This window comes from Stappia sp. G46H5W (assembly GCF_058448995.1).
In genome coordinates, this window is the sequence record NZ_JBZFLL010000004.1 from 80,172 (window position 1) to 104,604 (window position 24,433).

22 protein-coding genes are annotated in these 24,433 nt (G+C 66.4%); 16 read left to right on the forward strand and 6 right to left on the reverse strand.

Annotation, left to right across the window (positions count from 1 at the left end; translation table 11 throughout):
- The first annotated feature begins 204 nt into the window (after positions 1-204).
- The 8 genes from ACVJ6E_RS13315 (at position 205) to ACVJ6E_RS13350 (ending at position 9,414) form a co-directional block, all read left to right on the forward strand.
- Positions 205-2,193 (forward strand): AMP-binding protein, encoded by a 1,989-nt coding sequence (locus tag ACVJ6E_RS13315; protein WP_120269662.1) that lies wholly within the window; start codon positions 205-207, stop codon positions 2,191-2,193.
- Complete coding sequence (locus ACVJ6E_RS13320) at positions 2,190-3,011, forward strand: ABC transporter ATP-binding protein (protein WP_120269661.1); 822 nt, start codon at positions 2,190-2,192, stop codon at positions 3,009-3,011. Before ACVJ6E_RS13315 ends, ACVJ6E_RS13320 begins: the two co-directional genes overlap by 4 nt.
- Before the next feature lie 5 nt (positions 3,012-3,016).
- A complete protein-coding gene (locus tag ACVJ6E_RS13325; protein WP_120269763.1) occupies positions 3,017-3,970 on the forward strand; it encodes a branched-chain amino acid ABC transporter permease in 954 nt (317 codons plus the stop codon).
- A gap of 10 nt (positions 3,971-3,980) precedes the next feature.
- Positions 3,981-5,057, forward strand: a complete 1,077-nt coding sequence (locus ACVJ6E_RS13330) for a branched-chain amino acid ABC transporter permease (protein ID WP_120269660.1) — start codon at positions 3,981-3,983, stop codon at positions 5,055-5,057.
- Between the two features lie 122 nt (positions 5,058-5,179).
- Positions 5,180-6,502, forward strand: coding sequence for an ABC transporter substrate-binding protein (locus tag ACVJ6E_RS13335; protein WP_120269659.1), 1,323 nt, complete (start codon positions 5,180-5,182; stop codon positions 6,500-6,502).
- A gap of 120 nt (positions 6,503-6,622) precedes the next feature.
- Entirely contained in the window at positions 6,623-7,459 is an 837-nt protein-coding gene (locus ACVJ6E_RS13340) for an ABC transporter ATP-binding protein (protein ID WP_120269658.1), read from the forward strand.
- 112 nt (positions 7,460-7,571) lie between these two features.
- On the forward strand, positions 7,572-8,813 hold the full coding sequence (locus ACVJ6E_RS13345; protein WP_120269657.1) for a phenylacetate--CoA ligase family protein: 1,242 nt from the start codon (positions 7,572-7,574) through the stop codon (positions 8,811-8,813).
- Between the two features lie 148 nt (positions 8,814-8,961).
- On the forward strand, positions 8,962-9,414 hold the full coding sequence (locus ACVJ6E_RS13350; RefSeq protein WP_158592723.1) for a response regulator: 453 nt from the start codon (positions 8,962-8,964) through the stop codon (positions 9,412-9,414).
- A gap of 25 nt (positions 9,415-9,439) precedes the next feature.
- Here the strand turns inward: ACVJ6E_RS13350 and ACVJ6E_RS13355 are convergent, their stop codons facing one another.
- On the reverse strand, positions 9,440-9,943 hold the full coding sequence (locus tag ACVJ6E_RS13355) for a response regulator (protein ID WP_158592722.1): 504 nt from the start codon (positions 9,941-9,943) through the stop codon (positions 9,440-9,442).
- A 327-nt stretch (positions 9,944-10,270) separates the two neighbouring features.
- On the opposite strand from ACVJ6E_RS13355, the gene hemH reads away from it, so the two are divergent.
- The 3 genes from hemH to ACVJ6E_RS13370 all read left to right on the forward strand — a co-directional run bounded on the left by hemH (position 10,271) and on the right by ACVJ6E_RS13370 (position 12,929).
- Positions 10,271-11,302: a ferrochelatase gene (gene hemH / locus ACVJ6E_RS13360; protein ID WP_199681344.1), complete on the forward strand. Its 1,032-nt coding sequence runs from the start codon at positions 10,271-10,273 to the stop codon at positions 11,300-11,302.
- A gap of 167 nt (positions 11,303-11,469) precedes the next feature.
- Complete coding sequence (locus ACVJ6E_RS13365) at positions 11,470-12,474, forward strand: SPFH domain-containing protein (protein ID WP_120269654.1); 1,005 nt, start codon at positions 11,470-11,472, stop codon at positions 12,472-12,474.
- Positions 12,471-12,929 (forward strand): NfeD family protein, encoded by a 459-nt coding sequence (locus tag ACVJ6E_RS13370; protein WP_199681296.1) that lies wholly within the window; start codon positions 12,471-12,473, stop codon positions 12,927-12,929. Before ACVJ6E_RS13365 ends, ACVJ6E_RS13370 begins: the two co-directional genes overlap by 4 nt.
- 95 nt (positions 12,930-13,024) lie before the next feature.
- Here ACVJ6E_RS13370 and ACVJ6E_RS13375 read toward each other — a convergent pair whose 3' ends face one another.
- The 3 genes from ACVJ6E_RS13375 to ACVJ6E_RS13385 all read right to left on the reverse strand — a co-directional run bounded on the left by ACVJ6E_RS13375 (position 13,025) and on the right by ACVJ6E_RS13385 (position 15,852).
- Entirely contained in the window at positions 13,025-13,879 is an 855-nt protein-coding gene (locus tag ACVJ6E_RS13375; RefSeq protein ID WP_120269652.1) for an OmpA/MotB family protein, read from the reverse strand.
- 40 nt (positions 13,880-13,919) lie between these two features.
- Complete coding sequence (locus ACVJ6E_RS13380) at positions 13,920-14,687, reverse strand: motility protein A (protein WP_120269651.1); 768 nt, start codon at positions 14,685-14,687, stop codon at positions 13,920-13,922.
- 157 nt (positions 14,688-14,844) lie between these two features.
- Positions 14,845-15,852, reverse strand: coding sequence for a KpsF/GutQ family sugar-phosphate isomerase (locus tag ACVJ6E_RS13385; protein WP_120269650.1), 1,008 nt, complete (start codon positions 15,850-15,852; stop codon positions 14,845-14,847).
- Positions 15,853-16,032: 180 nt separating this feature from the next.
- On the opposite strand from ACVJ6E_RS13385, the gene ACVJ6E_RS13390 reads away from it, so the two are divergent.
- The 3 genes from ACVJ6E_RS13390 (at position 16,033) to ACVJ6E_RS13400 (ending at position 19,634) form a co-directional block, all read left to right on the forward strand.
- Positions 16,033-17,571, forward strand: coding sequence for an outer membrane beta-barrel protein (locus ACVJ6E_RS13390; protein WP_158592721.1), 1,539 nt, complete (start codon positions 16,033-16,035; stop codon positions 17,569-17,571).
- Between the two features lie 133 nt (positions 17,572-17,704).
- Complete coding sequence (locus ACVJ6E_RS13395) at positions 17,705-18,940, forward strand: lytic murein transglycosylase (protein ID WP_120269648.1); 1,236 nt, start codon at positions 17,705-17,707, stop codon at positions 18,938-18,940.
- 4 nt (positions 18,941-18,944) lie between these two features.
- Complete coding sequence (locus ACVJ6E_RS13400) at positions 18,945-19,634, forward strand: helix-turn-helix transcriptional regulator (protein WP_208996754.1); 690 nt, start codon at positions 18,945-18,947, stop codon at positions 19,632-19,634.
- Here ACVJ6E_RS13400 and ACVJ6E_RS13405 read toward each other — a convergent pair.
- Complete coding sequence (locus ACVJ6E_RS13405) at positions 19,586-19,981, reverse strand: VOC family protein (RefSeq protein WP_120269646.1); 396 nt, start codon at positions 19,979-19,981, stop codon at positions 19,586-19,588. The genes ACVJ6E_RS13400 and ACVJ6E_RS13405 overlap by 49 nt on opposite strands.
- A gap of 140 nt (positions 19,982-20,121) precedes the next feature.
- On the opposite strand from ACVJ6E_RS13405, the gene ACVJ6E_RS13410 reads away from it, so the two are divergent.
- Both ACVJ6E_RS13410 and ACVJ6E_RS13415 read left to right on the forward strand, forming a co-directional pair.
- Positions 20,122-21,318, forward strand: coding sequence for a DUF459 domain-containing protein (locus ACVJ6E_RS13410; RefSeq protein ID WP_158592720.1), 1,197 nt, complete (start codon positions 20,122-20,124; stop codon positions 21,316-21,318).
- Between the two features lie 141 nt (positions 21,319-21,459).
- Positions 21,460-22,803, forward strand: a complete 1,344-nt coding sequence (locus ACVJ6E_RS13415; protein ID WP_208996752.1) for a methyl-accepting chemotaxis protein — start codon at positions 21,460-21,462, stop codon at positions 22,801-22,803.
- A 194-nt stretch (positions 22,804-22,997) separates the two neighbouring features.
- Here ACVJ6E_RS13415 and ACVJ6E_RS13420 read toward each other — a convergent pair whose 3' ends face one another.
- Positions 22,998-24,428, reverse strand: a complete 1,431-nt coding sequence (locus tag ACVJ6E_RS13420; RefSeq protein ID WP_120269643.1) for a glutamate synthase subunit beta — start codon at positions 24,426-24,428, stop codon at positions 22,998-23,000.
- Positions 24,429-24,433: the final 5 nt, after the last annotated feature.

Below are 24,433 nucleotides of genomic sequence, written 5' to 3' on the forward strand. Positions count from 1 at the left end.
CCTCGCCTCTGAAACAATTCGTTGCATTTGGCACATACTGGCGCAACGCTGGGGCCCTAGCGTTGCCTTTAAGCGGAAATCCGCGTCAACCCGTGCCGAGTCTCCAACAAGAGAGAAGGGGTTGTCGCCGTCGAGACCAATTGTGTCTTGGCAACGCTGAAACGAACGACCCCGAAAACGGGGCGTCCAGAGGGGAAGAAACGCATGGCAGGGTCGCCCGTCGTCGAGCGCCTCGACGAGGACACCTTTCCGAAAATTCTTCTGCGCAATGCCCGTGTCTTCGCGGACCGGCCATCCATGCGCGAGAAGGATCTCGGAATCTGGCAGACTTGGACTTGGTCGCAGGTGCTGGAGGAAATCCGCTCCTTTTCGATCGGTCTGCAGGACGCCGGCTTCAAGCCGGGAGACAGGATCGCCATCGTTGGCGCCAACCGTCCGCGGCTCTACTGGTCGATGGTCGCGGCGCAGTCGCTCGGCGGCGTGCCGGTCCCGCTCTATTCGGACTCCGTCGCCGAAGAGATGGCCTATGTCCTGGAGCACGCGGAGGTTCGCTTCGCCTGTGTCGAGGACCAGGAGCAGGTCGACAAGCTTCTCTCCATGTCGGAGCAGCTGCCGAGGCTCGAGCACATCGTCTACGACGATCCGCGGGGCCTGCGCGACTACGATCACACCCGACTCCACTCCTTCGAGCAGCTGCAGGTGAACGGCCGCGCCGCGCTTGCCGCGGACGGCGCGCGCGAAAAGGCCTGGCTCGAGGGCATCGCCGCTACGAAGGGCGCCGACCTTGCGGTCATGCTCTACACCTCCGGCACCACCGGCCGGCCGAAGGGCGTGATGCTGTCCTTCGACAACCTCGTCATCTCGGCGCGCAACGGCAACGCCTTCGACAAGCTGAACGAGACCGAGGAGACCATCGCCTACCTGCCGATGGCCTGGATCGGCGACCACGTGTTTTCGCTCGCCCAAGCCTATCTCGCCGGCTATTGCGTCAATTGCCCGGAAAATCTCGAAACGGTGCTGTCGGACCGGCGCGAGATCGCCCCGACCTATTTCTTCGCCCCGCCGCGCGTCTTCGAGGGTCTTTTGACCCTCATCATGGTCCGCATGGAAGATGCCGGCCGGCTCAAGAAGAAGATGTTCGACAGCTTCATGGCGCTGGCGCGGCGGGTCGGCGAGCCGATCCTCAACGGCGAGAAGGTGTCGCTGGTCGACCGTCTGCTCTACCAGCTCGGCGAATTCATGGTCTACGGACCGTTGAAGAACCAGATGGGCTTTACCCGTCTGCGCGTCGGCTACACTGCCGGCGAGGCGATCGGCCCGGAGATCTTCCGCTTCTACCGCTCGCTCGGCCTCAACCTGAAGCAGCTCTACGGCCAGACCGAAGCCAGCGTCTACATCACCATGCAGCCGGACGGCGAGATTTTCGGCGATACGGTCGGCATGCCGGCGCCGGACGTCGAGATCAAGATCGCCGAGAACGGCGAGGTGCTCTACCGCTCGCCGGGCGTCTTCGTCGGCTACTACAAGAACGAGGAAGCCACCCGCACCACCAAGACCGAGGACGGCTGGGTGCTGACGGGCGATGCGGGCTTCATCGCCGACAACGGCCATCTCAAGATCATCGACCGTGCCAAGGACGTGGGCAAGCTCACCGACGGCTCGCTGTTCGCGCCGAAATACATCGAGAACAAGCTGAAGTTCTATCCCAACGTGAAGGAGGTCGTGGCCTTCGGTGACGGCCGCGATTTCTGCGGCGTCTTCGTCAATATCGACCTGACCGCCGTGGGATCGTGGGCCGAGCGCAACAACGTCAACTATGCCTCCTACCAGGAGCTGGCGGCGCATCCACAGGTCTACGAGATGGTTCGCAGCCATGTCGACGAGGTGAACCGCGATCTTGCGAACGAGCCGATGATGGCGGGCGCGCAGATCAAGCGCTTCCTGGTGCTGCACAAGGAGCTCGACGCCGACGACGGCGAGCTGACGCGCACGCAGAAGGTCCGCCGCTCCTTCATCGCCGACCGCTACGCCCCGCTCATCGAGGCGCTCTACGACGGTTCCACCAACAAGCATGTGCGCACCGAGGTCACCTTCGAGGACGGCCGCAAGGGCGCGATCGAGGCAACCGTCGAGATCCGCGACATGCAGACCTATCCGGCCGCAAGCAGCGGCCTCAGGGAGGCGGCAGAATGAACGCCTTTGTCGACCCCGCCGGCATGGCCGGGCACTCCGGCCTGACCAAGGGGGAAGTCCTTCTGCGCGTCGACAACGTCTCGTTGTCCTTCGGCGGCGTGAAGGCGATCACCAACATCTCCTTCGACATCCTCAAGGGTGAGGTGAGGGCGATCATCGGGCCGAACGGTGCCGGCAAGACCTCGATGCTCAACGTCATCAACGGCTTCTACCATCCCCAGGAGGGGACGATCACCTGGCGCGGCCAGGTCCGGCGGAAGATGAAGCCCTACGAGGCGGCGAGCCACGGCATTGCCCGCACGTTCCAGAACGTGGCGCTGTTCAAGGGCATGACCACGCTCGACAACATCATGACCGGCCGCGGCCTGAAGATGAACAAGAACTTCTTCTGGCAGTGCCTGCACTGGGGGCCGGCGCTGAACGAGGAGATCGAGCATCGCCGCAAGGTCGAGGAGATCATCGACTTCCTCGAGATCCAGGCGATCCGCAAGACACCGGTGGGCCGGCTGCCCTACGGCCTGCAAAAGCGGGTGGAGCTGGCCCGGGCGCTGGCCATGGAGCCCGAACTGCTGCTGCTCGACGAGCCGATGGCGGGCATGAACCTTGAGGAGAAGGAGGACATGAGCCGCTTCATCCTCGACGTGAACCAGCAGTTCGGCACGACGATTGCGCTGATCGAGCACGACATGGGCGTGGTCATGGACCTGTCCGACCGCGTCGTGGTGCTCGACTACGGCCGCAAGATCGCCGACGGGCCTCCGGAGGAGGTGCAGTCGAACCAGGATGTGATCGACGCGTATCTCGGGGTTCCGCACTAATGGACATGCTCTACAACATCCTCATCGACCCCTTCGTGCAGATGGTCGACGCGCCGGACTTCCTGATCCAGGTGGTCTGGGAAGGTTTCGTCGCCGGTGTGCTCTACGCCCTGATCGCGCTCGGTTTCGTGCTGATCTACAAGGCCTCGGGCGTCTTCAACTTCGCACAAGGCATCATGGTCGTGTTCGCGGGCCTGTCTCTGGTCGGCCTGCACGAGAAGGGGGTGCCGGCCTGGCTGGCGCTGATCCTGGCAATCGGCATCATGGCGATCCTCGCCGTGTGCATCGAAAAGTTCGTCATGCGGCCGCTGGTCGGCCAGCCGGACATCATCCTGCTGATGGCGACCATCGGCATGACCTACTTCCTGATCGGCCTCGGCGAAGTGATCTTCGGCGGCGAGCCGAAGCAGATGATCACCTCCGAACTCGGCCTGCCAACGGGCTCGACGGCCTTCGAGATGGGCGAGCGCGGCCTGGTGATCCTCCAGCATATCGACATCGCCGCAGCGGTCATCGCGCTGCTGATGGTCGGCGGGCTCGCGCTCTTCTTCAACCGCACCCGTATCGGCCGCGCCCTGCGCGCGGTGGCCGACGACCACACGGCGGCCCTGTCGGTGGGCATCTCGCTCAACCAGATCTGGGCGATCGTCTGGTTCGCCGCCGGCATCGTCGCGCTGGCCACCGGCATCATGTGGGGCGCGCGCTCCGACGTGTCCTTCGCACTGGAGATCGTGGCGCTGAAGGCGCTGCCGGTGCTGATCCTCGGTGGTTTCACCTCCATCCCGGGCGCCATCATCGGCGGGCTGATCATCGGTATCGGCGAGAAGGTCGGAGAGATCTACTGGGGCGGCCTCGTGGGAGGCGGCATCGAAAGCTGGCTTGCCTATGTCATCGCGCTGATCTTCCTGCTGTTCCGACCGCAGGGCCTGTTCGGCGAAAAGATCATCGAGCGGATTTGAGGAGCCAGCCATGTTCTATCGTGAAGCCGGCCAGTACAAGACGACCTATGCCGCCGATCAGCAGATCTTCCCGATCCGCCAGGACCGTATAGGCATTGCCGTCATTCTCGTGGTCGCCCTCCTGCTGCCGCTGGCGGCGAGCGAGTTCACGCTCTCGGCCATCGCCATTCCCTTCCTGGTTCTGGCGCTCGCCACGATCGGCCTCAATATCCTGACGGGTTATGCCGGCCAGCTGTCGCTGGGCACCGGCGCCTTCATGGGGGTTGGCGCCTACAGCTGCTACAAGCTGGTGACGATCTTCCCGGATGTGAACGTCATCGTCCACATCCTGCTGTCGGGCATCTTTGCCGCGGCCGCGGGCGTGGTCTTCGGCCTGCCGTCGCTGCGCATCAAGGGCCTGTACCTCGCCGTGACGACGCTTGCCGCGCAGTTCTTCCTCGAGTGGTGCTTCATCCGCATCCCGTGGCTGTACAACTACAACTCGTCGGGCGCGATCGAGGTGCCGGGCCGCGAGGTCTTCGGCACGCTGATCACCGGCCCGGCGGCCAGCGGCACGGCCCGTTACTACGTGGTGCTGGCCATCGTCGTGGTGATGACCCTGCTCATCAAGAACGTGATCCGCGGCCGCATCGGCCGGCAGTGGATGATGATCCGCGACATGGACATCGCCGCCGAACTGATGGGCGTGCGCCCGCTCATCGCCAAGCTCTCGGCCTTTGCGGTGTCGTCCTATGTGTGCGGCGTCGCCGGCGCGATGTTCGTGTTCTTCTATCTCGGCGCCTCCGAGCCTGCGGTGTTCTCGATCACCCTGTCGTTCCAGGTGCTGTTCATGGCGATCATCGGCGGCCTCGGCTCGCTGGTGGGGTCGTTCTTCGGCGCGGCGTTCATCTGGATCCTTCCGATCCTGCTGCGCGTCGGCCTGCCGGCTCTTGGCGTCGATGTCGCCGCCGAGACCGTGTTCCAGGTCGCCCAGATGGTCATCGGCGCGCTCATCATCTTCTTCCTGATCGTCGAACCGCACGGGCTGGCCCGGCTGTGGGCGATCGGCAAGGAGAAGCTCAGGGTCTGGCCGTTCCCGTACGCGTGATCAGGGAGGATCCGCGTGGGAGGGGCGACCCTTGTATGCCATCGGGGCGCGAGCCGGACCCGGTCCAAATGGCGAGGCTCCACTGGCAAGGCTCCGCAAGGGGCACGTATGGGAGGAAAGACATGCGAATGAAAACTCTCCTGGCGGGATCGGTCCTGTTGGGCCTGGCGGCGTCCTTCGCCGCCCCGGCTCTCGCCGAGGATTCCGTCTACATCCAGCTTCCGACCTACCGGACCGGCCCTTATGCCGGCTCGGGGATCCACATCGCCAACGGCATGTCCGACTATCTGGCGATGATCAACGAGCGCGACGGCGGCGTGAACGGTGTCAAGATCGCCTTCGACGAGTGCGAGACCGGCTACGACACGCAGAAGGGCGTGGAGTGCTACGAGCAGGCCAAGGCGAAGAACACGCTGGTGTTCAACCCGTGGTCGACGGGCATTACCCTGCAGGTGATCCCCAAGTCGTCGGTCGACAAGATCCCGGTCCTGTCGATGGCCTATGGCCTGTCCGCAGCGGCCGATGGCAACACCTTCCCGTGGGTGTTCAATCCGCCGGACACGTACTGGGACGGCCTGTCGGCGATCATCAAGTACATCGGCGAGCAGGAAGGGGGCATGGAAGGCCTCAAGGGCAAGAAGATCGGCTACATCTTCCTTGACGCCGGCTACGGCCGCGAGCCGATCCCGCTGCTCGAGAACCTTGCCCAGAAGTATGGCTTCGAGGTGCTGCAGTACCCGGTCCCGGGCAAGGAGATGCAGAACCAGTCGTCGCAGTGGCTGTCCATCCGCCGCGATCGTCCCGACTATGTCGTGATGTGGGGCTGGGGCGCCATGAATCCGACCGCCATCAAGGAAGCGGTGAAGAACCGGTTCGACATGTCGAAGTTCATCGGCGTGTGGTGGGCCGGCGGCGATGAGGACGCACGGGCCGGCGGCGCGGGCGCCAAGGGCTACAAGTCCGTCAGCTTCAACAATGTCGGTGCCGACTATCCGGCGCTGCAGGACATCAAGAAGCTGGTCGTGGATGCGGGCAAGTCGAGCACCCCGGCGAGCACGGTGGGCGAGAACCTCTACAACCGCGGCGTCGTCAATGCGGTCTACATGGTCGAGGCGATCCGTACCGCGCAGGAGATGACCGGCAAGAAGGTGATCAACGCCGAGGACATGCGCGTCGGCCTTGAGAACCTGAAGATCGACGAGGCACGTCTGGAGGCCATCGGCCTGAAGGGCATGATCGCGCCGATCGAGATCACCTGCGCCAACCACTCCGGTCACCACTCGCTGTTCATCCAGGAATGGGATGGCGAGAAGTGGACCCCGGCGACCGACTGGTTCTCGCCGATGACCGAAGAGGTCACGCCGATCCTGATGCAGGCCTCGAAGGACTACGCGACGTCGAACGCCCCGTGGCCGACGCGTGAGGACGCCTGCCCGGCCAACTGAGCCAGGCAGTCTCGAGAAACACCCGGTCCGCGGCGAGGCTGCGGACCGGCACCAGATCCGCCGGCCCGCGCCGCATTCGCCCGGACCGGACCGCCCAACGCCTAGCGCCGGAAGAGTGACATGGACGCCAATGCACGGCAGACCGAGACGTCCGCTTCGACCATCCTCGCTGTGAACAACATCGAGGTGATCTACAACCACGTCATCCTGGTGCTGAAGGGCGTTTCGCTGACCGTGCCGGAAGGCGGCATCGTCGCCCTGCTGGGCGCCAACGGCGCCGGCAAGACCACGACGCTGAAGGCCGTGTCGAACCTTCTGCAGGCCGAACGCGGCGACGTGACCAAGGGCAACATCGTCTTCAAGGGCGAGCAGGTGCAGGCGCTGTCGCCGAGCGACCTGGTGCGCCGCGGCTGCATCCAGGTCATGGAAGGCCGCCATTGCTTCGGCCATCTGACCATCGAGGAAAACCTTTTGACCGGCGCCTTCACCCGGCGCGACGGCGATGCCGCCGTCAAGGCGAGCCTCGAGAAGGTCTATGCCTATTTCCCGCGCCTGCGCGAGCGGCGCAGCAGCCAGGCCGGCTACACGTCCGGCGGCGAGCAGCAGATGTGTGCCATCGGCCGTGCGTTGATGAGCAAGCCGAACATGATCCTGCTCGACGAGCCGTCCATGGGACTTGCCCCGCAGCTCGTCGAGGAGATCTTCGAGATCGTCAAGGAGCTCAACGAGAAGGAGGGCGTGTCCTTCCTGCTTGCCGAGCAGAACACCAACGTCGCCCTGCGCTACGCCACCTACGGCTACATCATGGAATCGGGCCGCATCGTGCTCGACGGCGCCGCCAAGGCGCTGCGCGAGAACGAGGACGTGAAGGAATTCTACCTCGGCGTCGGCGGCGAGGGGCGCAAGTCGTTCCGGAACGTGAAGCACTACAAGCGCCGCAAGCGCTGGCTCGCCTGAGCCAGCACCGCGTCCAGTCAAAGCAGCAGGCCGAAGCGGGGCGGACAGCCCGGCGACGGAGACGCGAAAGGTCCATTCTTTCGCCCGGCCAGGAATTCACGAGGAGCGCGACATGAGCGCAGAGCATTTCGACAACCTGGAGATCCGCGAGCCGGGTGAACGGGACGCCGATCTCTTCGCGCGGCTTCCCGCCCATGTGGCCGATGCGATGGCGAAGGCGCCCGGCTGGGCCAGCCACCTTGAGGGATACGACCCGGCCTCGCTCGTCGACCGGGCAGCGCTCGCCCGTCTGCCGGTGCTGCGCAAGCCGGATCTGATGGCAGCCCAGGCGCAGACCCCTCCCTTCGGCGGCTTCGCCACCGCGCCGCTGTCGGCCATGGGGCGCATTTTCATGTCGCCCGGCCCGATCTGGGAGCCGCAGGGGGGCGAGGCCGATCCCTGGTCGGCGGCGCGCGCCTTCTTTGCCGCCGGCTTTCGGGCGGGCGACATCGTCCACAACGCTCTGTCCTACCACCTGACGCCGGGCGGCTTCATTCTCGATCACGGCGCGCGAGCCCTCGGCTGCGCGGTCTTTCCCGCCGGCGTCGGCAATACCGAGATGCAGGTCGAGGCCATCGCCACCCTGCGTCCGAGCGGATATGCCGGCACGCCCGACTATCTGAAGATCCTCCTCGACAAGGCGGCGGAACTCGGCCGCGATGCCTCCTCGCTGCGGCGGGGTCTGGTGTCCGGCGGCGCGCTGTTCCCCAGCTTGAGGGCGGAATACCGCGAGCGCGGCATCGAGGTGCTGCAGGCCTATGCGACGGCCGATGCCGGCGTCATCGCCTACGAGGCGGCCGCCGACCAGGGCATGATCGTCAACGAGGACGTGATCGTCGAGATCGTTCGTCCGGGCTCCGGGGTGCCGGTGCCGGAGGGCGAGGTCGGCGAGGTCGTGATCACCAATTTCAACCGGGCCTATCCGTTGATCCGGTTCGGCACGGGCGACCTGTCGGCCGTGCTGCCGGGCCGCTCTCCGTGCGGGCGCACCAACATGCGGCTCAAGGGCTGGATGGGCCGGGCCGACCAGCGCACCAAGATCAAGGGCATGTTCGTCGATCCCAAGCAGATTTCCGAACTGCTCGGCCGGCACCCTGAGATCACCCGCGCCCGGCTCATCGTCGAGCGGCAGGCGGAGCAGGACGTGATGCGTCTGGCCTACGAGGCCGAAACGCATGGCGACGGCCTCGATCAGGCGATTTCCGCCACCTTGCGCGAGGTGACCAAGCTGTCGGGCCGGGTCGAGCGGGTGCTGCCCGGTGCCCTGCCGAACGACGGCAAGGTGATCGCCGACGAGCGCAACTACGAAGCCTGAGCAAGCCCTGGCGACGGCGGCCTCCCGTCTGCCGGCGTCCTCGCCCCTTGCGCAGTTGCAACGCCCTGGCCTATGCAAGAGGACCCCGGTTGTGCGGGACCCGATGGCGATGGCCGGCGGACGGCCTCAGGTGCGGACGAGCGATACCATGCAGGATGAAGCGGAGAAGGCTGCCGACGGCGCTTTCGTGTTGCTGGTCGAGGACGATCCGGACGACGTCGTCATCATCCGTCAGTCGCTGAAGGCGTCCAGCGTGCCTGTCCGCCTTGAAGTCGCCTCGGACGGCGCCGAGGCGCTCGACCATCTCAACCGCGCTGCGGCGGCCGGTTCTCCCGCCCCGGACCTCATTTTGCTCGACCTAAACCTGCCGGTGATGACGGGAACGGAGTTTCTCGGCAAGCTGCGCCAGCATGCCCGGCTCAGCGCGGTCCCGGTCTGCGTCTTCACCACGGCCGATGATCCGGTGACGATTCGCCGGGCCTATGCGGCCGGCGCCAATGCCGTCGTCACCAAGGCCGACAGCCTTGCCGGCATGAGCGAGGTCCTGCACACGATCGTCGAATTCTGGTTCCGCGTCGCCGAGCGTTATCGCGGCGAGTGAGCGCCTTCCTTACAAGACCGCAAGCCTAGAGATAGACGATCTCGTAGAGGTCGTCGTCCGCGGCAGGGCCCGGCTCCGCGATGGCAGCGGGATCGGGCAGCGCGGCCGGCTTCGCGTCGGGTCTTGCAGCGGGCAATGCCCGGTCGATGGGGCGCCCCAACGCGGCGTCGAGATGCGATTTCAGGATCTGCAGCGAGAACGGCTTCACCACCACCGACTGGGCGCCGAGCGTTGCCGCCCTTTGCAGCAAGACAAGATCGACATGCGCGCTGATGATGATCGCCGGGGTGGACGCGGTCACGGAATTGTCGTGCGCACGCAGCTTGGTCAGGAACTCCGCGCCGTCCTGGCGCGGCATGCGCCAGTCGATCAGCATGACGTCGAAGCGGTGCAGCTTCAGGAGCTGCTCCGCCTCCATGCCATCGGCTGCCTCGGTGACGGCATGGAAACCGAGGTCCTTCAGCATGCCGCGCAGCAGCCGGCGGGTGAATGCGCTGTCCTCCACGAGGAGGATCTTCTCGTTCTTCACTGAAATTCGTCCCGGTGGCGGCGTGCAGGCGCGCTTCCTGCAACCGGAAGCAACGGCCAAGCCTTGGTAATATCGACAATTTTGACGATCTGTTTTGAAAGGACCGTTAACAGCGCCCAAGTCCGGAGCAATTGCCCGCCTGCGTCAGCCTGTCGCGCATTCGGGTGAACCCTCTTCGACTTGGCTGCGTAGAAACGACTAGGATATGGACGACCCGGCTTTTGCGCCTTATGTGCCGCTCAGCCGGACCGGAATGTGATCGGGAGCCAGATGGACAGCATGAGCGTGATCGACAGCGACAGCGAGCGGGAAACGAGGCGTCGCGAGATGGGCAAGGTGCAGCTGCCGGCCGGACATCCCGGCGTCAAGGCGGGCAAGATCGGCGTTCTCATCGTCAATCTCGGTACGCCCGACGGCACCGACTTCCGCTCCATGCGCCGGTATCTGAAGGAATTCCTGACGGACAAGCGGGTCATCGAGTGGCCCAAGGCGCTGTGGTACCCGATCCTTTTCGGCATCGTCCTCAACACCCGGCCGAAGAAATCCGGCAAGGCCTATGACGAGATCTGGAACCGGGAACTCGACGAATCGCCGCTGCGCACGATCACCCGCTCGCAGTCGGACAAGCTTGCCGCCGCCATGGCCGGTATCGACGACCGCATCGTCGTCGACTGGGCGATGCGCTACGGCCAGCCGTCGATCCCGGACCGGCTGGCGAAGCTGCGCGAGCAGGGCTGCGACCGTCTGCTGGTCTTCCCGCTCTATCCGCAATATTCGGCCTCGACCACGGCGACAGTGAACGATGTTGTGTTCCGCGAGCTGTTGAAGCTGCGCTGGCAGCCGGCGCTGCGCACCGTGCCGCCCTATCACGACGATCCGGTCTATATCGACGCGCTGGCCAGCTCCATCGAGAAGACGCTTGCCGGCCTCGACTTCGAGCCGGAGACGGTGATCGCCTCCTATCACGGCATTCCGCAGTCCTACTTCCGCAAGGGCGATCCCTATCACTGCCATTGCCACAAGACGACGCGGCTTCTGCGCGAGCGGCTCGGCTGGTCGGAGGACAAGCTGAAGATCACCTTCCAGTCGCGCTTCGGTCCCGAGGAATGGCTGCAGCCCTACACGGACAAGACCGTGGAGGCGATGGCCAAGGCCGGCACCCGCAACATTGCGGTGATGAATCCGGGCTTCGTCGCCGACTGCCTTGAAACTCTGGAAGAAATCGCCGGAGAGGCGGGGGAGATCTTCCACGAGAATGGCGGCGACAACTTCGCGCATATCCCGTGCCTCAACGACAGCGACGACGGCATGAACGTCATCCAGACCCTGGTGCGGCGCGAGTTGTCCGGCTGGATCTGAGCCGTTTGCCGCGTCCTCGGGGCGCTCTTCTTCACCATTGCATGCCGCTTGCGCTTGCAGATCGCGGCTCGCCGGGTACATGTAGCGGCGGGCCGTCCGGTTGCGCGCGACCGGCCTGCAATCCGTTCCGCCGCACGGCAGTGCGGCCTTGGTGAAGGTGACGCAAGATGCTCGAAGGCCTTTTTGGTTTCGATATCCTCGTTCTGGTTCTGCTCGTCCTGCTGGTCCTTGTTGTCCTGGCAGGCGTCAAGACCGTACCGCAGGGCTACAACTACACCGTCGAGCGCTTCGGCCGGTATCGCAAGACGCTGACCCCGGGCCTCAACATCATCGTCCCCTTCGTCGACCGTGTCGGCCATCAGATCAACATGATGGAGCAGGTGCTCGACGTTCCGACGCAGGAAGTGATCACCCGCGACAATGCCACGGTGAGCGCCGACGGCGTCACCTTCTACCAGGTGCTGGATGCGGCGCGCGCCGCCTACGAGGTCTCGGGCCTGGAGAATGCGATCCTGAACCTGACCATGACCAACATCCGTTCGGTCATGGGGTCGATGGATCTCGACGAACTGCTGTCCAACCGCGACGAGATCAACGCCCGCCTGCTGCGGGTGGTGGATGCGGCCGCGTCTCCCTGGGGCATCAAGATGACCCGCATCGAGATCAAGGACATCAACCCGCCGCGGGACCTCGTCGAGGCGATGGGCCGTCAGATGAAGGCGGAGCGCGAGAAGCGCGCCTCGATCCTGGAAGCGGAGGGCAAGCGGGCCTCGGAAATCCTGCAGGCGGAAGGCGAGAAGCAGTCGCTGATCCTGGAGGCGGAAGGCCGGCGCGAGGCCGCGTTCCGCGATGCGGAGGCGCGGGAACGCTCCGCCGAGGCCGAGGCCAACGCGACCCGCATGGTCAGCGAGGCGATCGCCGCCGGCGACATGCAGGCGATCAACTATTTCGTCGCCAACAAATATGTCGAGGCGCTCGGCCAGTTCGCCCGCTCGCCGAACCAGAAGCTCCTGATCCTGCCGACCGAGACCACCGCCATCCTCGGCTCGCTCTCGGGCATTGCCGAGATCGCCAAGGAGGCGTTCGGCCCGGGCGGCGGGTCGTCGCGGCCGCGCGGCAGCGTGCCCACGACCAGCGGTCCGTCGCGTGACGGCAGCGAGCCGCGGGGATGACCATGATCGAGCGTCTGGTGATGGAGCTGGGCCCGTGGATCTGGTGGATCGGCGGTCTGCTCCTGCTCGGCCTCGAGGTTCTGGCGCCGGGCACGTTCTTCCTGTGGTTCGGCCTTGCCGCCATCGTCGTCGGCACCCTGGCGATCCTGGTCGAAATGCCCTGGCAGCTGGAGATCGTGCTGTTCGGGCTGCTGTCGGTGATCGCCGTGGTTGTCGGGCGCCTCTACATGCGCCGGCAGGGCAGCGAGGGGGATGAGGCCGGGCTCAACCAGCGCGGGGCGCGCATGGTGGGTCGCGAATTCGTGCTGGCCGCGCCGATCTCCGGCGGGCAGGGCTCGGTCCGGTTCGACGACAGCGTCTGGCGGGTGAGCGGGCCGGATTGCCCGGCCGGCACGCGCATCCGTGTCGTCGGGGTCGATGGCAGCACGCTGGTGGTAACGCCCGTCGAGGGCTGAGAGCTCAATTCACGGGGCGCAGAAGCGCGAAAAAGCGAAAGGGCCGGGAATTGTTTCCCGGCCCTTCGTCGTTTGGTTTCGGAGCTGCCCGTCCCTTACGGATTGTGGCCGAGCGGGATTGGCGGTTCCTCGCGCATCAGCAAGATGCCGATGCGGCGGTTGGCGGCAAGATAGGGGTCGTTGGGGAACAGCGGTTCGCTGTCGGCCTTGCCGACGACACCGTAAAACCGGTCGGCGGGCACGCCGTATTCGGTCAGAATCTGGCGCGCGGCATTGGCGCGATCGGCCGAAAGCTCCCAGTTGGTGTAGCTGGGGTTCAGCGCGATGCCGCCCGAGGTGGTGTGGCCGGTGATCTGGATGCGGTTCGGCATCCGACCGATGACCGGGGCCATCTTCGACAGCAGGCGGCGGGTCAGCTCATACGGGTATTTCGAGCCTTCCGGGAACATCGAGCGGCCGTCCTGGTCGACGAGGCTGATGTTCAGGCCTTCATCGGTCTCCTCCAGGATGATGTTGGAGGAGATTTCGGTGATGTCGGGCATTTCCTGCCAGGCCTGGCGCAGGGAGGCCGCGGCGGTGGCGAACTGGCGCGGATGCTCGATGTCCGACTTGCGCACATCGTGGGTGTTGGCTTCCGGTCCCTGCTTGCGGCGTTGCTCGTGCCGCTCCTGTGAGAAATCGGAATCCACCTCTTCGGGAACCTGACTGACGTCCTTCATGTAGTCGCGGACGGGGATGCCCTCGACCTCGATGATGCCGGTGCGCCGGGACGTTTCCTTGACGCCGAAGGCCTCGCGCATCGAGCCGGCGACGATCTGCAGTTTCTGCTTGTCCTGGATCGAGAAGGAGATGATCAGCACGAAGAAGCAGACGAGCAGGGACATCAGGTCGGCGAAGGTGACCAGCCATTCCGGGGCGCCGCCGCCGCCTGCGTTCTTTTTTCTGGCCATGGTGCGCCGGTCTCCGTCGCGTGATGTGTCGTGCCGGGTGTCAGGCGGCTTCCGCGAACTCGGCGCGGGCCTTTTCCGGCAGATAGGCGATCAGCATGTCTCGGATCAGGGCCGGGCTCTTGTTCTCGCGGATCTGCAGGATGCCGTCGATGACGAGGGTCTGGTTGACCTCTTCGGTCTCGAATTTCGAATCGAGCTTGTCGACCAGCGGCAGGCAGACGACGTTGGCGATCAGGGCGCCGTAGAGCGTCGTCAGCAGCGCGATGGCCATCGACGGGCCGATGGTGGAGGGATCGTCCATGGTCGCGAGCATCTGCACCAGGCCGACCAGAGTGCCGATCATGCCGAAGGCCGGCGCGGAATCGCCGAGCGCCTTGAACACCTTGCGCCCTTCCTGCAGGCGGTCGAGATAGAGGTCGCGGTCGCGCTCCATCGCGTCCTTGATGAACTCTCCCTCATAGCCGTCGGCGATGTACTGCACGCCCTTGGCCAGGGTCGGATCGCTCACCTCGACATTTTCCAGGCCCAGCGGGCCGGACTTGCGGACGATGTCGGCAAGCGTGCTGATCTCCTCGATCAGGTCGCGCGGGCTCGACTTCTTGTGGGTGAAGGCGACCTTGCCACCGACCACGAAGGCGCCGCCGATGCCGGCGAGCGGGAAGCGCACCAGGGTCGCGGCGAAACCGCCGCCGATGACGATCAGAATGGAGGGAACGTCAATGAACTGGGTGAGGTTGCCGCCCAGCATGATGGCGATGAGGACGACCACAAATGCTGCAACGATGCCGATGATCGAACCGAGATCCATGCCGTGCCACTCTCCGAACAAACCTGTGGTCCGGTCGCGGACCTGGAGGTGATCATAGGCAGGGCGTGGCTAATCAATCCCTAAAGGGGCGAGGGGAAATTTGCTGCGCAATCGGAAAAAACCACGAGGGCAACCCTCGCTTTGCGTGAAGAATGCCTCAGGCGACGCCGTGCCGGAGCAGATCGTGCAGATGGATGATGCCGACTGGACGCCCGTCCTCGACGACGAAAACCGCCGTGATCGAGGTGCGGTTGAGGAACTCCATTGCCGAGGCCAGCAGCATGTCGCCGGGAATGGTCTTCGGCGCGCGGGTCATGACGTCGCCGGCGGTCTTGTCGAGGAAATCGTGGCTGAGATGGCGGCGCAGGTCGCCGTCGGTGATGATGCCGACCAGCTGTCCGGCCTCGTCGACGATGCCGAGCACGCCGAAGCCCTTCTGCGTGATCAGGACGATGGCGTCGCGCATGGTGGTCGCCGGGGTGGCGAGCGGCAGTTTCTCGCCGCCATGCATCACGTCGCGGGCATGCAGCAGGCTGGCACCGAGCCGGCCGCCGGGGTGATAGACCTTGAAATCCTGGGCGGTGAAGCCGCGCGCTTCCAGCAGCGCGATGGCCAGCGCGTCGCCGGTCGCCATCTGCAGGATCGTCGAGGTGGTCGGCGCCAGGCCGTGCGGGCAGGCCTCCTCGACCTTGGGCAGCGCCAGCACGATGTCGGCGGCGGTGCCAAGAGCGCTCTCGGAGCGCGAGGTGATGGCGACGAGCGGCACCTTGAAGCGGCGCGTATAGGCGATGGTCGCGGCCAGTTCCTGCGTCTCGCCGGACCAGGACAGCGCCAGCACCACGTCGTTGTCGGTGATCATGCCGAGATCGCCGTGGCTGGCCTCGGTCGCATGCACGAAGGAGGCGGGCGTACCGGTGGAGGCGAGCGTCGCGGCGATCTTGGCGCCGACATGGCCGCTCTTGCCGACGCCGGTGACGATCACCCGGCCGCGCGCCGAGGCGATGGTCGCGACCGCGCGGGCGAAAGGCTCGGACAGGCCGTTGCCGAGCGCGGCCTTCAGGATCGCAAGGCCTGCCGCCTCGGTCTCGATCGTCCGCAGGGCAGAGGCGCAGGCGTCCTGTCCGCTGCTTGCGGAGGAGGTGTCGAGGGCAACAGGTGCGGTCATGGGGCGGGTCCGGCCGTATCGATGTTCGGTTGCGCCCGTCTTACCCCCCAGCCGGGGGCTTTCGCAAGGGCGGCGGACGGAGCGCCGGCAAGGCTTGCGCAACGCTCCGTTAACCTTAACAGACCATTATCGTGGCCAAAGTTGGCCGCAACCCGGCCGCATGTCGCCGCTGGATCGAGAATGACACGTACCGCCCTCTCCGCCCTTGCCGTCATGGCGCTGCTCGCTGCGCAGCTGCCCACGGCCCCGCGCGTCCAGGCGCAGGACACAGGTCTGGGCTCCGGGTCGGCATCGGGATCCGGCTCGCTGTTCGGCTCCGCGCCGCTGGCCTCGTCCGCCGATACCGGTTTCGACGGGGAGGCGGAGGACGGGGTCGATCCGCTCGGCCGCGAGGACGGAGTGTCCGCGCAAGGGCGCAGCGGCACGCGCGGCACGATCTCCGAGATCGGCCCCGGCGCTGGCGAGGAAGCACAGGCGCTGACGGCAACGGGACGCGCCGAGCCGGTTCAGCCGTTCTCCGAAAGACTGCGGGCCGTGCAGAGGCGTTCGGCACTGGGCGGCGGCGGGCGGATCGCCAACACGGCCTATGCCGGCGACACGACGCGGGACGAACCGCGCGGCATGCGCGTCGGCTCTTTCCTGCTCTATCCGGAGCTGTTCACGGGTCTTGGCTGGTCGGACAACCGGGCGGGCGATTCCAACGGCAATGGCGGTGCGACCTATCGCATCGCGCCGAGCCTCAGGGTGCAGTCCGACTGGTCGCGCCACAGCCTCGGCATCAATTTCCGCGGCAGCTATACCGGCTATCCCGACAGCGGGCTCGAGGCCGACCCGAACGTGTCGAGCGACGCCTTGCTGCGGCTGGAGGTCGGCGAGCGCACCGAGGTCGACATCTCGGGCAGCTATGGCCTGTCGATGCAGGATCGCGGCACGGCCGAATCGGCCGGCGGCGACCAGGAGATCCATTCGCTCGGCGGCGGTCTGGCGCTGCGCCGGGACCTCGGCCTTGTCGGCGCGGAGCTGCGCGGCGAGGTGGATGCGACCTATTACCAGGGCGCGGGGGGCGCTGCGGCCAATCGCGACCGCGACAATGCGCTGTTCACCGCGACCTTGCGCGTCGACGGCAATACCGGCGCCGCGGTGACACCCTTTGCCGAGGCGAGCGTGCTTGCCCGCCGCTACATGGACGCGTGCAACAATCCGGCGCTGTGCGAGGACCGTAACTCTTCCGGCTATGGCCTCAGGGCCGGCCTTGCCTTCGACAATGGCGGCAAGATCTCCGGCGATATCGCCGTCGGCTGGCGCAGCGAGAGGCTGGACGATGCCCGCCTGGCGCGGCTGGACGGCATGACGGTGGACGGCTCGCTGGTCTGGTCGCCGACCCGGCTGACCACGGTGACGGCGCTTGCCAGCACCAGTTTCGCCCCGTCCTCGCTGGCCGGAACGCCGGGCTCGGCCGCCTATTCGAGCGACTTGCGGGTGGCGCACGGCTTCAGCGACGCACTGAGCGGCGAGGTCGGCATCGGCTACACTTGGCGCGATTATACCGGCCTCGTGCTCACCGAGCAGGAGGCACGGGCCACGACGGCGCTGACCTGGGCACTGACGTCCAATGTCGCGCTGCAGGGCCGCTACACATTCCGCCGCTTCATCTCGAGCAATCCGGGATCGAGCTACGATTCGAACACGATCGAGGCGGGGTTGAGATTCCGGCACTGAGGCATACTTGCCGACAGAGGCGGTGCGACCGGCCTGTCGGGCCGGTCCGGAAATCCGGGGCGTCGGGGGGCGAGGGAACCGGGCCTGCATAACGCAAGCAGGCGGTTCCACCGGGAGACGATCAGGAGTGTTGATGTTTTTGCTTCAGAGCCATGCAAGGGGGCCGGCCCGTTCCGTGCGGCGGCTGGCCGGTGCCCTCGGACTTGCCCTGACGCTCTGCCTGCCGACCGGCGCGGCGATGGCCGATGCCGGTTTTACCCGCTGGGTGGACGGATTCTGGTCGACGGCGCGGGCGGCGGGTGTGTCGCAGGCGACCTATCGCCGGGCGTTCCAGGGCATGACGCCGGACGAGGATACGATCCGGCTCATGAACCGGCAGTCGGAATTCGTGAAGCCGATCTGGGAGTACCTGGACAGCGCCGTCTCCGACACGCGCGTCGAGAACGGTCGCCAGATGCTGCAGACCTATGCCCGCGAGCTGGCGGTGATCGAGAGCCGCTACGGCGTCGAGCGCCACGCGGTCGTGGCGATCTGGGGCATGGAGACCAACTACGGCAACTTCATGGGCAAGCACTATGTGGTGCGCGCCCTGGCGACGCTGGCCTATGCCGCGCCGCGCCGGCGCGAGTTCTGGCAGCGCGAACTGGTGACGGCATTGCAGATCCTCGACGCCGGCCACGTCTCGCCCGACCGGATGGAAGGGTCCTGGGCCGGCGCGATGGGCCACACCCAGTTCATGCCTTCCAGCTGGAAACAGTATGCGGCCGACTATGACGGCGACGGCCGGCGCGACATCTGGACCAACATCCCCGATGCGCTCGCCTCCACCGCCAACTACCTGAAAAAGCACGGCTGGCAGGGCGGCAAGACCTGGGGCTACGAGGTCGAGCTGCCGCGCGGCTTCGACTACACGCTGGCCGACACCGACCGCTCGCTCGGCGAATGGTCGCGGATCGGCGTGCGCCGCCCCGGCGGCCGCGACTTCCCGCGCCCGTCCGACAATGCCGAGCTGGTGCTGCCGGCCGGCGCGTCGGGTCCCGCCTTCCTGATGCTGAAGAACTTCTTCGTCATCAAGCGCTACAACAACGCCACCGCCTATGCCCTGGCCGTCGGCCATCTTGCCGACCGGATCCGCGGCGGCGAGCCGTTCGCCCGCCAGTGGCAGCGCGATGCCTTGCCGCTGTCGAAGCCGCAGGCGGAGGAACTGCAGACGCTGCTCAACCGGCGCGGCTTTTCCGTCGGCACGGCGGACGGGCAGGTGGGACCGGCCACACGGCGCGGCATCCGCGCCTATCAGACGGCAGCCGGCCTGATCCCGGACGGCTATGCCTCGGTGGCGCTGCTGGAGCACATCCGCAGGGGACGCTGAGCCGGTGCCGGATGGAGCGGCCTTCCTCGCCTGGCAGCATTTGGCGACGGCGCCCGAAAGGACGCCGGTGCTGCCCGACGGCTGCCGCGACGTCCTGGTGCTGCACCGGGCGGGCGCGGCGCCGCAGGTCATGCTGACCGCATTCGACCTTTGCCCGCGCATCGCCGAACTGGCGGCCGGAACCTTGATCGAGGGCTTTCGCCTGAGGCCGGGGGCCGGCATCGCGCCGCAGGTTCTGGCGGAGATCGCCCGCGACGCGGAGCGTGGATCCGGCGATGGAGCTGCGGAAATCCTCGGCAATGCGCTTGCCGGACTGGAGGGCAGGGGCGGCGACGTCGGCACCGCTATCCGGTTGCTGGCCGGGCCGGGCGAGAGCCTTGCCTCGGTCGCACGCGGGCTCGGCCTGTCGCCGCGCTCGCTGCAGCGGCGGTTCCGCGAGCAGGGCCTGCCGCCGCCCGACCAATGGCGCTTGCTGGGACGGGCACGCAGGGCCGCCGGACAACTGGCCGGCGCAGCCCCGCTGGCGGAGATTGCTGCGGAGTGCGGCTTTGCCGACCAGGCGCACATGACCCGGGAGCTCGCCCGCTGGTTCGGAGCGAGCCCGGAGCGGCTGCGCCGGGATCGCGCCCTTCTGGAGCTGGCGTGTCAGCCGGCGCTCGGCAACTGGACCGGCGAGCAGATTTCCACCAGATAGCCGTTGGGATCGCTGACATAAGCAGTCGTCTGTCCCCACTCCTCGCGGCGCGCGTCCTGCAGCAGCGTGGCGCCGGACGCCACCGCCCGCTCGAGCGCCGCGTGCACGTCGTCCGTCTCGAAAGCGAGCTCGAAGACCGGCGCCTTCGCATCGGCCTGGCCCGGCGTCTTGCCGAGCTGGCGCATCAGGGTCTTGGAGGAAAAGGCAAGGCGCGTCTCGCCGGTCGCGAGCTCGCCATAGTCGCCGCCGTCATGCAGGAAGCCGCGCTGCAGCGCGAAGGCGCGCTCGTAGAAATCGAGCGTCGCCGGGACGTCGTCGACATAGAGGATCGAGTATCTGAAGATCATGTCCTGCTCCGAAAATTGATTGCCTGATCGCTATGGCAAGACCGGTTTGCCCCGTCTTGAAGGATCGCGACAGGCGCGCGATTCAAACCTCCGACCGGAATCTGTTCCCTTCCTCCCGCAAGGGCCGTAAAATCGGTGCCATGACAGCTTGTGCCACTTTCTCCGCGCGTCGTCCCGGCGTGCCTGCCCGCCCTTCGGCGCGCGGGCGTTTCCGGCTGGCCATGCTGGTGGCGCTGGTCACCGCATTCTGCCTGCTGCTGCCCGACCTGCAACCGGGCAAGGTGGCCGATTTCGGCCCGGGTTCGGCGCTGGCGCAGAACGGCCGGCCGATCGTCCAGCCGGGAGATTCGCGCAAGTCGAACTTCCACCCGCTGTCGCCGCTGCTGCGGCTGTTCGGTGTCGACAACAGCCGCCGCCGCACCCGCATCCAGCCGCGCGAACCGCGCCAGCGGCTTCAGCCCTCGCGCGAGCCGGTGCGGCCCGTGGTTGTCGAGGTGCCGAAGGAGGCCGACGCACGGGTGGTCCTGGTGGTCGGCGATGCGCTGGCCGGCGAGCTGGCGGAAGGGCTGGAGGCGACCTATTCGGAAGTCCCGTCGGTGCGCGTCGACAGCCTGTCGATCAACGATGCGGGCCTTGCGGGCGCCGGTCCAGGTACGCTCGGCGACCGGGTTCGCGGCATCATCCAGGGCCGCCGCGTTGCGGCGATCGTGATGCTGATCGGCTCGCTCGACCAGCGCGATATCACGACGGAAACCGGCACGGCCCCGTTTCGCAGCGAGGCGTGGAACGCGATCTATGGCCAGCGGATCGGCGATCTGGTCGCCGTCGCGCGGGCGCAGCGCACGCCGGTGGTCTGGGTCGGCCTGCCGCCGCCCAAGGGCGTCGCCCGGCGCAACGACTTTGCCCATATCAACACGGTCGCCAAGCAGCGGGCGGAAGCGGCCAACGCCATCTATGTCGATGTGTGGGACGTGTTCCTGGACGAAAACGGCGGCTACACGTCCTACGGCCCCGACGTGGAAGGCACGCGCCGGCAGCTGCGCTCGGCTGACGGCATCGGCTTCACCTGGCACGGCCGGCGCAAGATCGCCTTCTTCGCCGAGCGTTCCATTGCCCGCATCCTCGGCTCGTCGGGCGCCTTCGCCTTCGAGGGGGTGGAGGACGATCCCAATTTCATCGTGCTGACCGGGCGCCAGGGCGCGCCGGAGACGGTTCTGGCCGGCGGCGAAAACGCCAAGAACGCGCCCGTCGTCGACACGCCGCAATACCAGTTGATCGTGCAAGGCGCGCCCATTGCGCCGCAGAGCGGACGGGTCGACGACTTCCGCGCCCCGTAAGTTTCGGGACTATGCGAGCCCTCGACTTGTTGCCGAACACGGCGCGGACAGGGGCAGACCTCCGGAATTCTACGTAATTACCTAATTTTTCACGTTTTTCGGGAAGCCTGTCGACCTCGCAACGCAGTCCAGGTCCCGAACATGGCCATTTCCCGCTCCGCTCCCTGGTCCCTTACCGTGACGGGACGCTTCCTGCTCATGGTCGCGACAGCCGCGCTCATCATGATGGCGGGTACGGGATATGCCTTCTACGTGTTCCGGCGCTCGCTGCTGTCGGCACTGGGCGATCCGGTGCACGCGCAGGAGCTGCTGGGTCCGGCTGCCACCGCCAAGCTCGACGGGCTGATCCTGGAACAGATGCTGGAGATCGTGCTCGTCTGTCTTCCCGTCGGCATTGCCTTCCTGGCGCTGGCCTTCGTGCTGGCGATGGGCGTGCGGCGGCCGCTGAAGGCGTTGCAGGAAGGGCTGGTGGCCCTGTCCAACGGCGATTTCGGCATCACGGTCGCAGGCGCGGAGCGGCGCGACGAGATCGGCGCCATCGCCCGTTCGGTGGCGGATTTCCGCGTGCGGCTTTCGGAAAAGGCGGAGCAGGACGCGCGCGAGGCGCTGGAGCAGCAGCAGCGCATGGCAAGCCAGCGTGGCGAGACGCTGAACCAGGTGGCAGCGGAGTTCGAGCAGACCGTGGTCGGGGTCGTTCACCGGCTCGGCGATGCGGCCGGGCGGGTTGCCCATCTGACCAAGGATCTGGACGGGGCGGTCGACATGGCCGCAAGCGCCGTCGACGAGGCGTCCGGCTCCTCGATCCAGGCATCCAGCTCGGTTTCGACGGCGGCGGAGGCAGCCGAAGAGATGTCCCAGTCGATCCTGTCGATCGGCCGGGAGATGGAGCAGGCGGCGGAAATGGCGCGGGCGGCGGTCGAGGAATCGCGCTCGACCGATGCCATCGTCGGCCGGCTGGCGGAAAGCGGGCGGGCCATCGGCGAGGTTGTCGATCTGATCAAGCAGATCGCCGATCAGACCAACCTCTTGGCGCTGAACGCCACCATCGAGGCGGCGCGGGCCGGGGAAATGGGCCGGGGCTTTGCCGTCGTTGCTAATGAAGTCAAGACGTTGGCGGGCCAGACCTCACGGGCGACCGAGGATATTTCCCAGCAGGTCGAGGCGGTGCAGCAGGTGTCCGAGCAGGCGGTCGGGGCGATCCGCTCCATCGCCGGCACGGTCGAGCGCATCCACTCGATCTCCGACACGATCCTGCAGGCGGTTCAGAAGCAGATGTCGGCGACCGGCGAGATCAGCCAGAGCGTCGAGTTCGCGACGCAAAGCACCGAAAACGTGGCCTCCAGCATGGACGCGCTCAGCCGCGCCAGCGGTTCGACCCGGGCCGCCACGGACGAAATCCGCGGCGCCAGCTCCGAACTTGCCCAGCTGTCCGAGGCGCTGCGCGAGCAGGTCGGCGGCTTCCTGTCGAGCATCCGCGCGGCGTGATCCTCACGGGGATAAACCAGCGCCCCGGCGGGGATAAGTGCTGTTTTTTGGTCTTGAGAAATTGAGAAAGGCGCCGCAAGAGGCGCCTTTCTTATTGATATTGCTCATCTTTTTTTGAGACGATTTTGCAAAATCTTGCGAGATTTTGCGAAAGGCCGTCTTGAACGGCCTCACGCTTTGCAAAATCGGCCCGGTCAGCGCGGCAGGTTCGAGCTGCCCGTCAGGTGCAGGTCGATGGCCCGTGCGGCCTGACGGCCCTCGCGGATCGCCCAGACCACCAGCGACTGGCCCCGGCGGACGTCGCCGGCGGCGAACACGCCGTCGATGGACGTCTTGTAGTCCTGGGTGTTCGCCTTGACGTTGGTGCGGGCGTCGCGCTCGATGCTGTCGCCGAGCTCGGCGAGGTAGGTGCCTTCCATCGGCCCGGCAAAGCCGATGGCGACCAGCACCAGCTCGGCGCGCAGGATGAACTCGCTGCCCGGGATCGGCCGGCGCTTCTCGTCGACGCGGGCGCACTTGACGCCGGTGACGTGGCCGTCCTCGCCGACGAGAGCAAGGGTAGCGGCCGCGAACTCGCGCTCGGCGCCTTCCGCCTGGCTGGAGGAGGTGCGCATCTTGGTCGGCCAGTACGGCCACACCGTCAGCTTGTCCTCCTTCTCCGGCGGACGCTGGCGGATGTCGAGCTGGGTCACCGACAGGGCGCCCTGGCGGAACGAGGTGCCGACGCAGTCCGAGGCCGTGTCGCCGCCGCCGATGACGACGACATGCTTGCCGCCGGCCCAGTAGGGCTGCTCGGCCGAGACGTCCTCGCCGCCGACGCGGCGGTTCTGCTGGACCAGGAACGGCATGGCATACATGCAGCCCTGAAGGTCCATGCCCGGAAGCTCGGGATCGCGCGGACGCTCGGCGCCCACGGTCAGCAGCACCGCGTCATGGCGCTGCTTGAGCTCGTCCACCGTCAGGTTGACGCCGACATTGGCACCGTAATGGAAGACGACGCCTTCGCCTTCCATCTGCTCGACGCGGCGGTCGATGTAGTGCTTTTCCATCTTGAAGTCGGGAATGCCGTAGCGCATCAGGCCGCCTGCGCGCGGCTCGCGCTCGTAGACATGCACCGTGTGGCCGGCGCGGGCCAGCTGCTGGGCCGCGGCAAGGCCGGCGGGACCGGCGCCGACGATGGCGACGGTCTTGCCGGTGCGGAACGGCGCCGGCTCGGGGCGGATCCACCCTTCAGCCCAGGCCTTGTCGGCAATCGCCTGTTCCACGGTCTTGATGGCGACCGGCACGTCCTCGAGGTTCAGCGTGCAGGCTTCCTCGCACGGGGCGGGGCAGATGCGGCCGGTGAACTCGGGGAAGTTGTTGGTCGAGTGCAGGTTGCGCGCCGCCTCTTCCCAGTCGCCGTTATAGACCAGGTCGTTCCAGTCCGGGATCTGGTTGTTGACCGGACAGCCGACGGGCCCATGGCAATAGGGCACGCCGCAATCCATGCAACGGGCAGCCTGGCGCTCGACTTCCTTGTCCTCGAGCGGCAGGGTGAACTCCCTGAAGTGGCGGATGCGGTCGGAGGCCGGCTGGTACTTCTGTTCCTGCCGGTCGATCTCCAGGAAACCGGTAACTTTTCCCATGATCT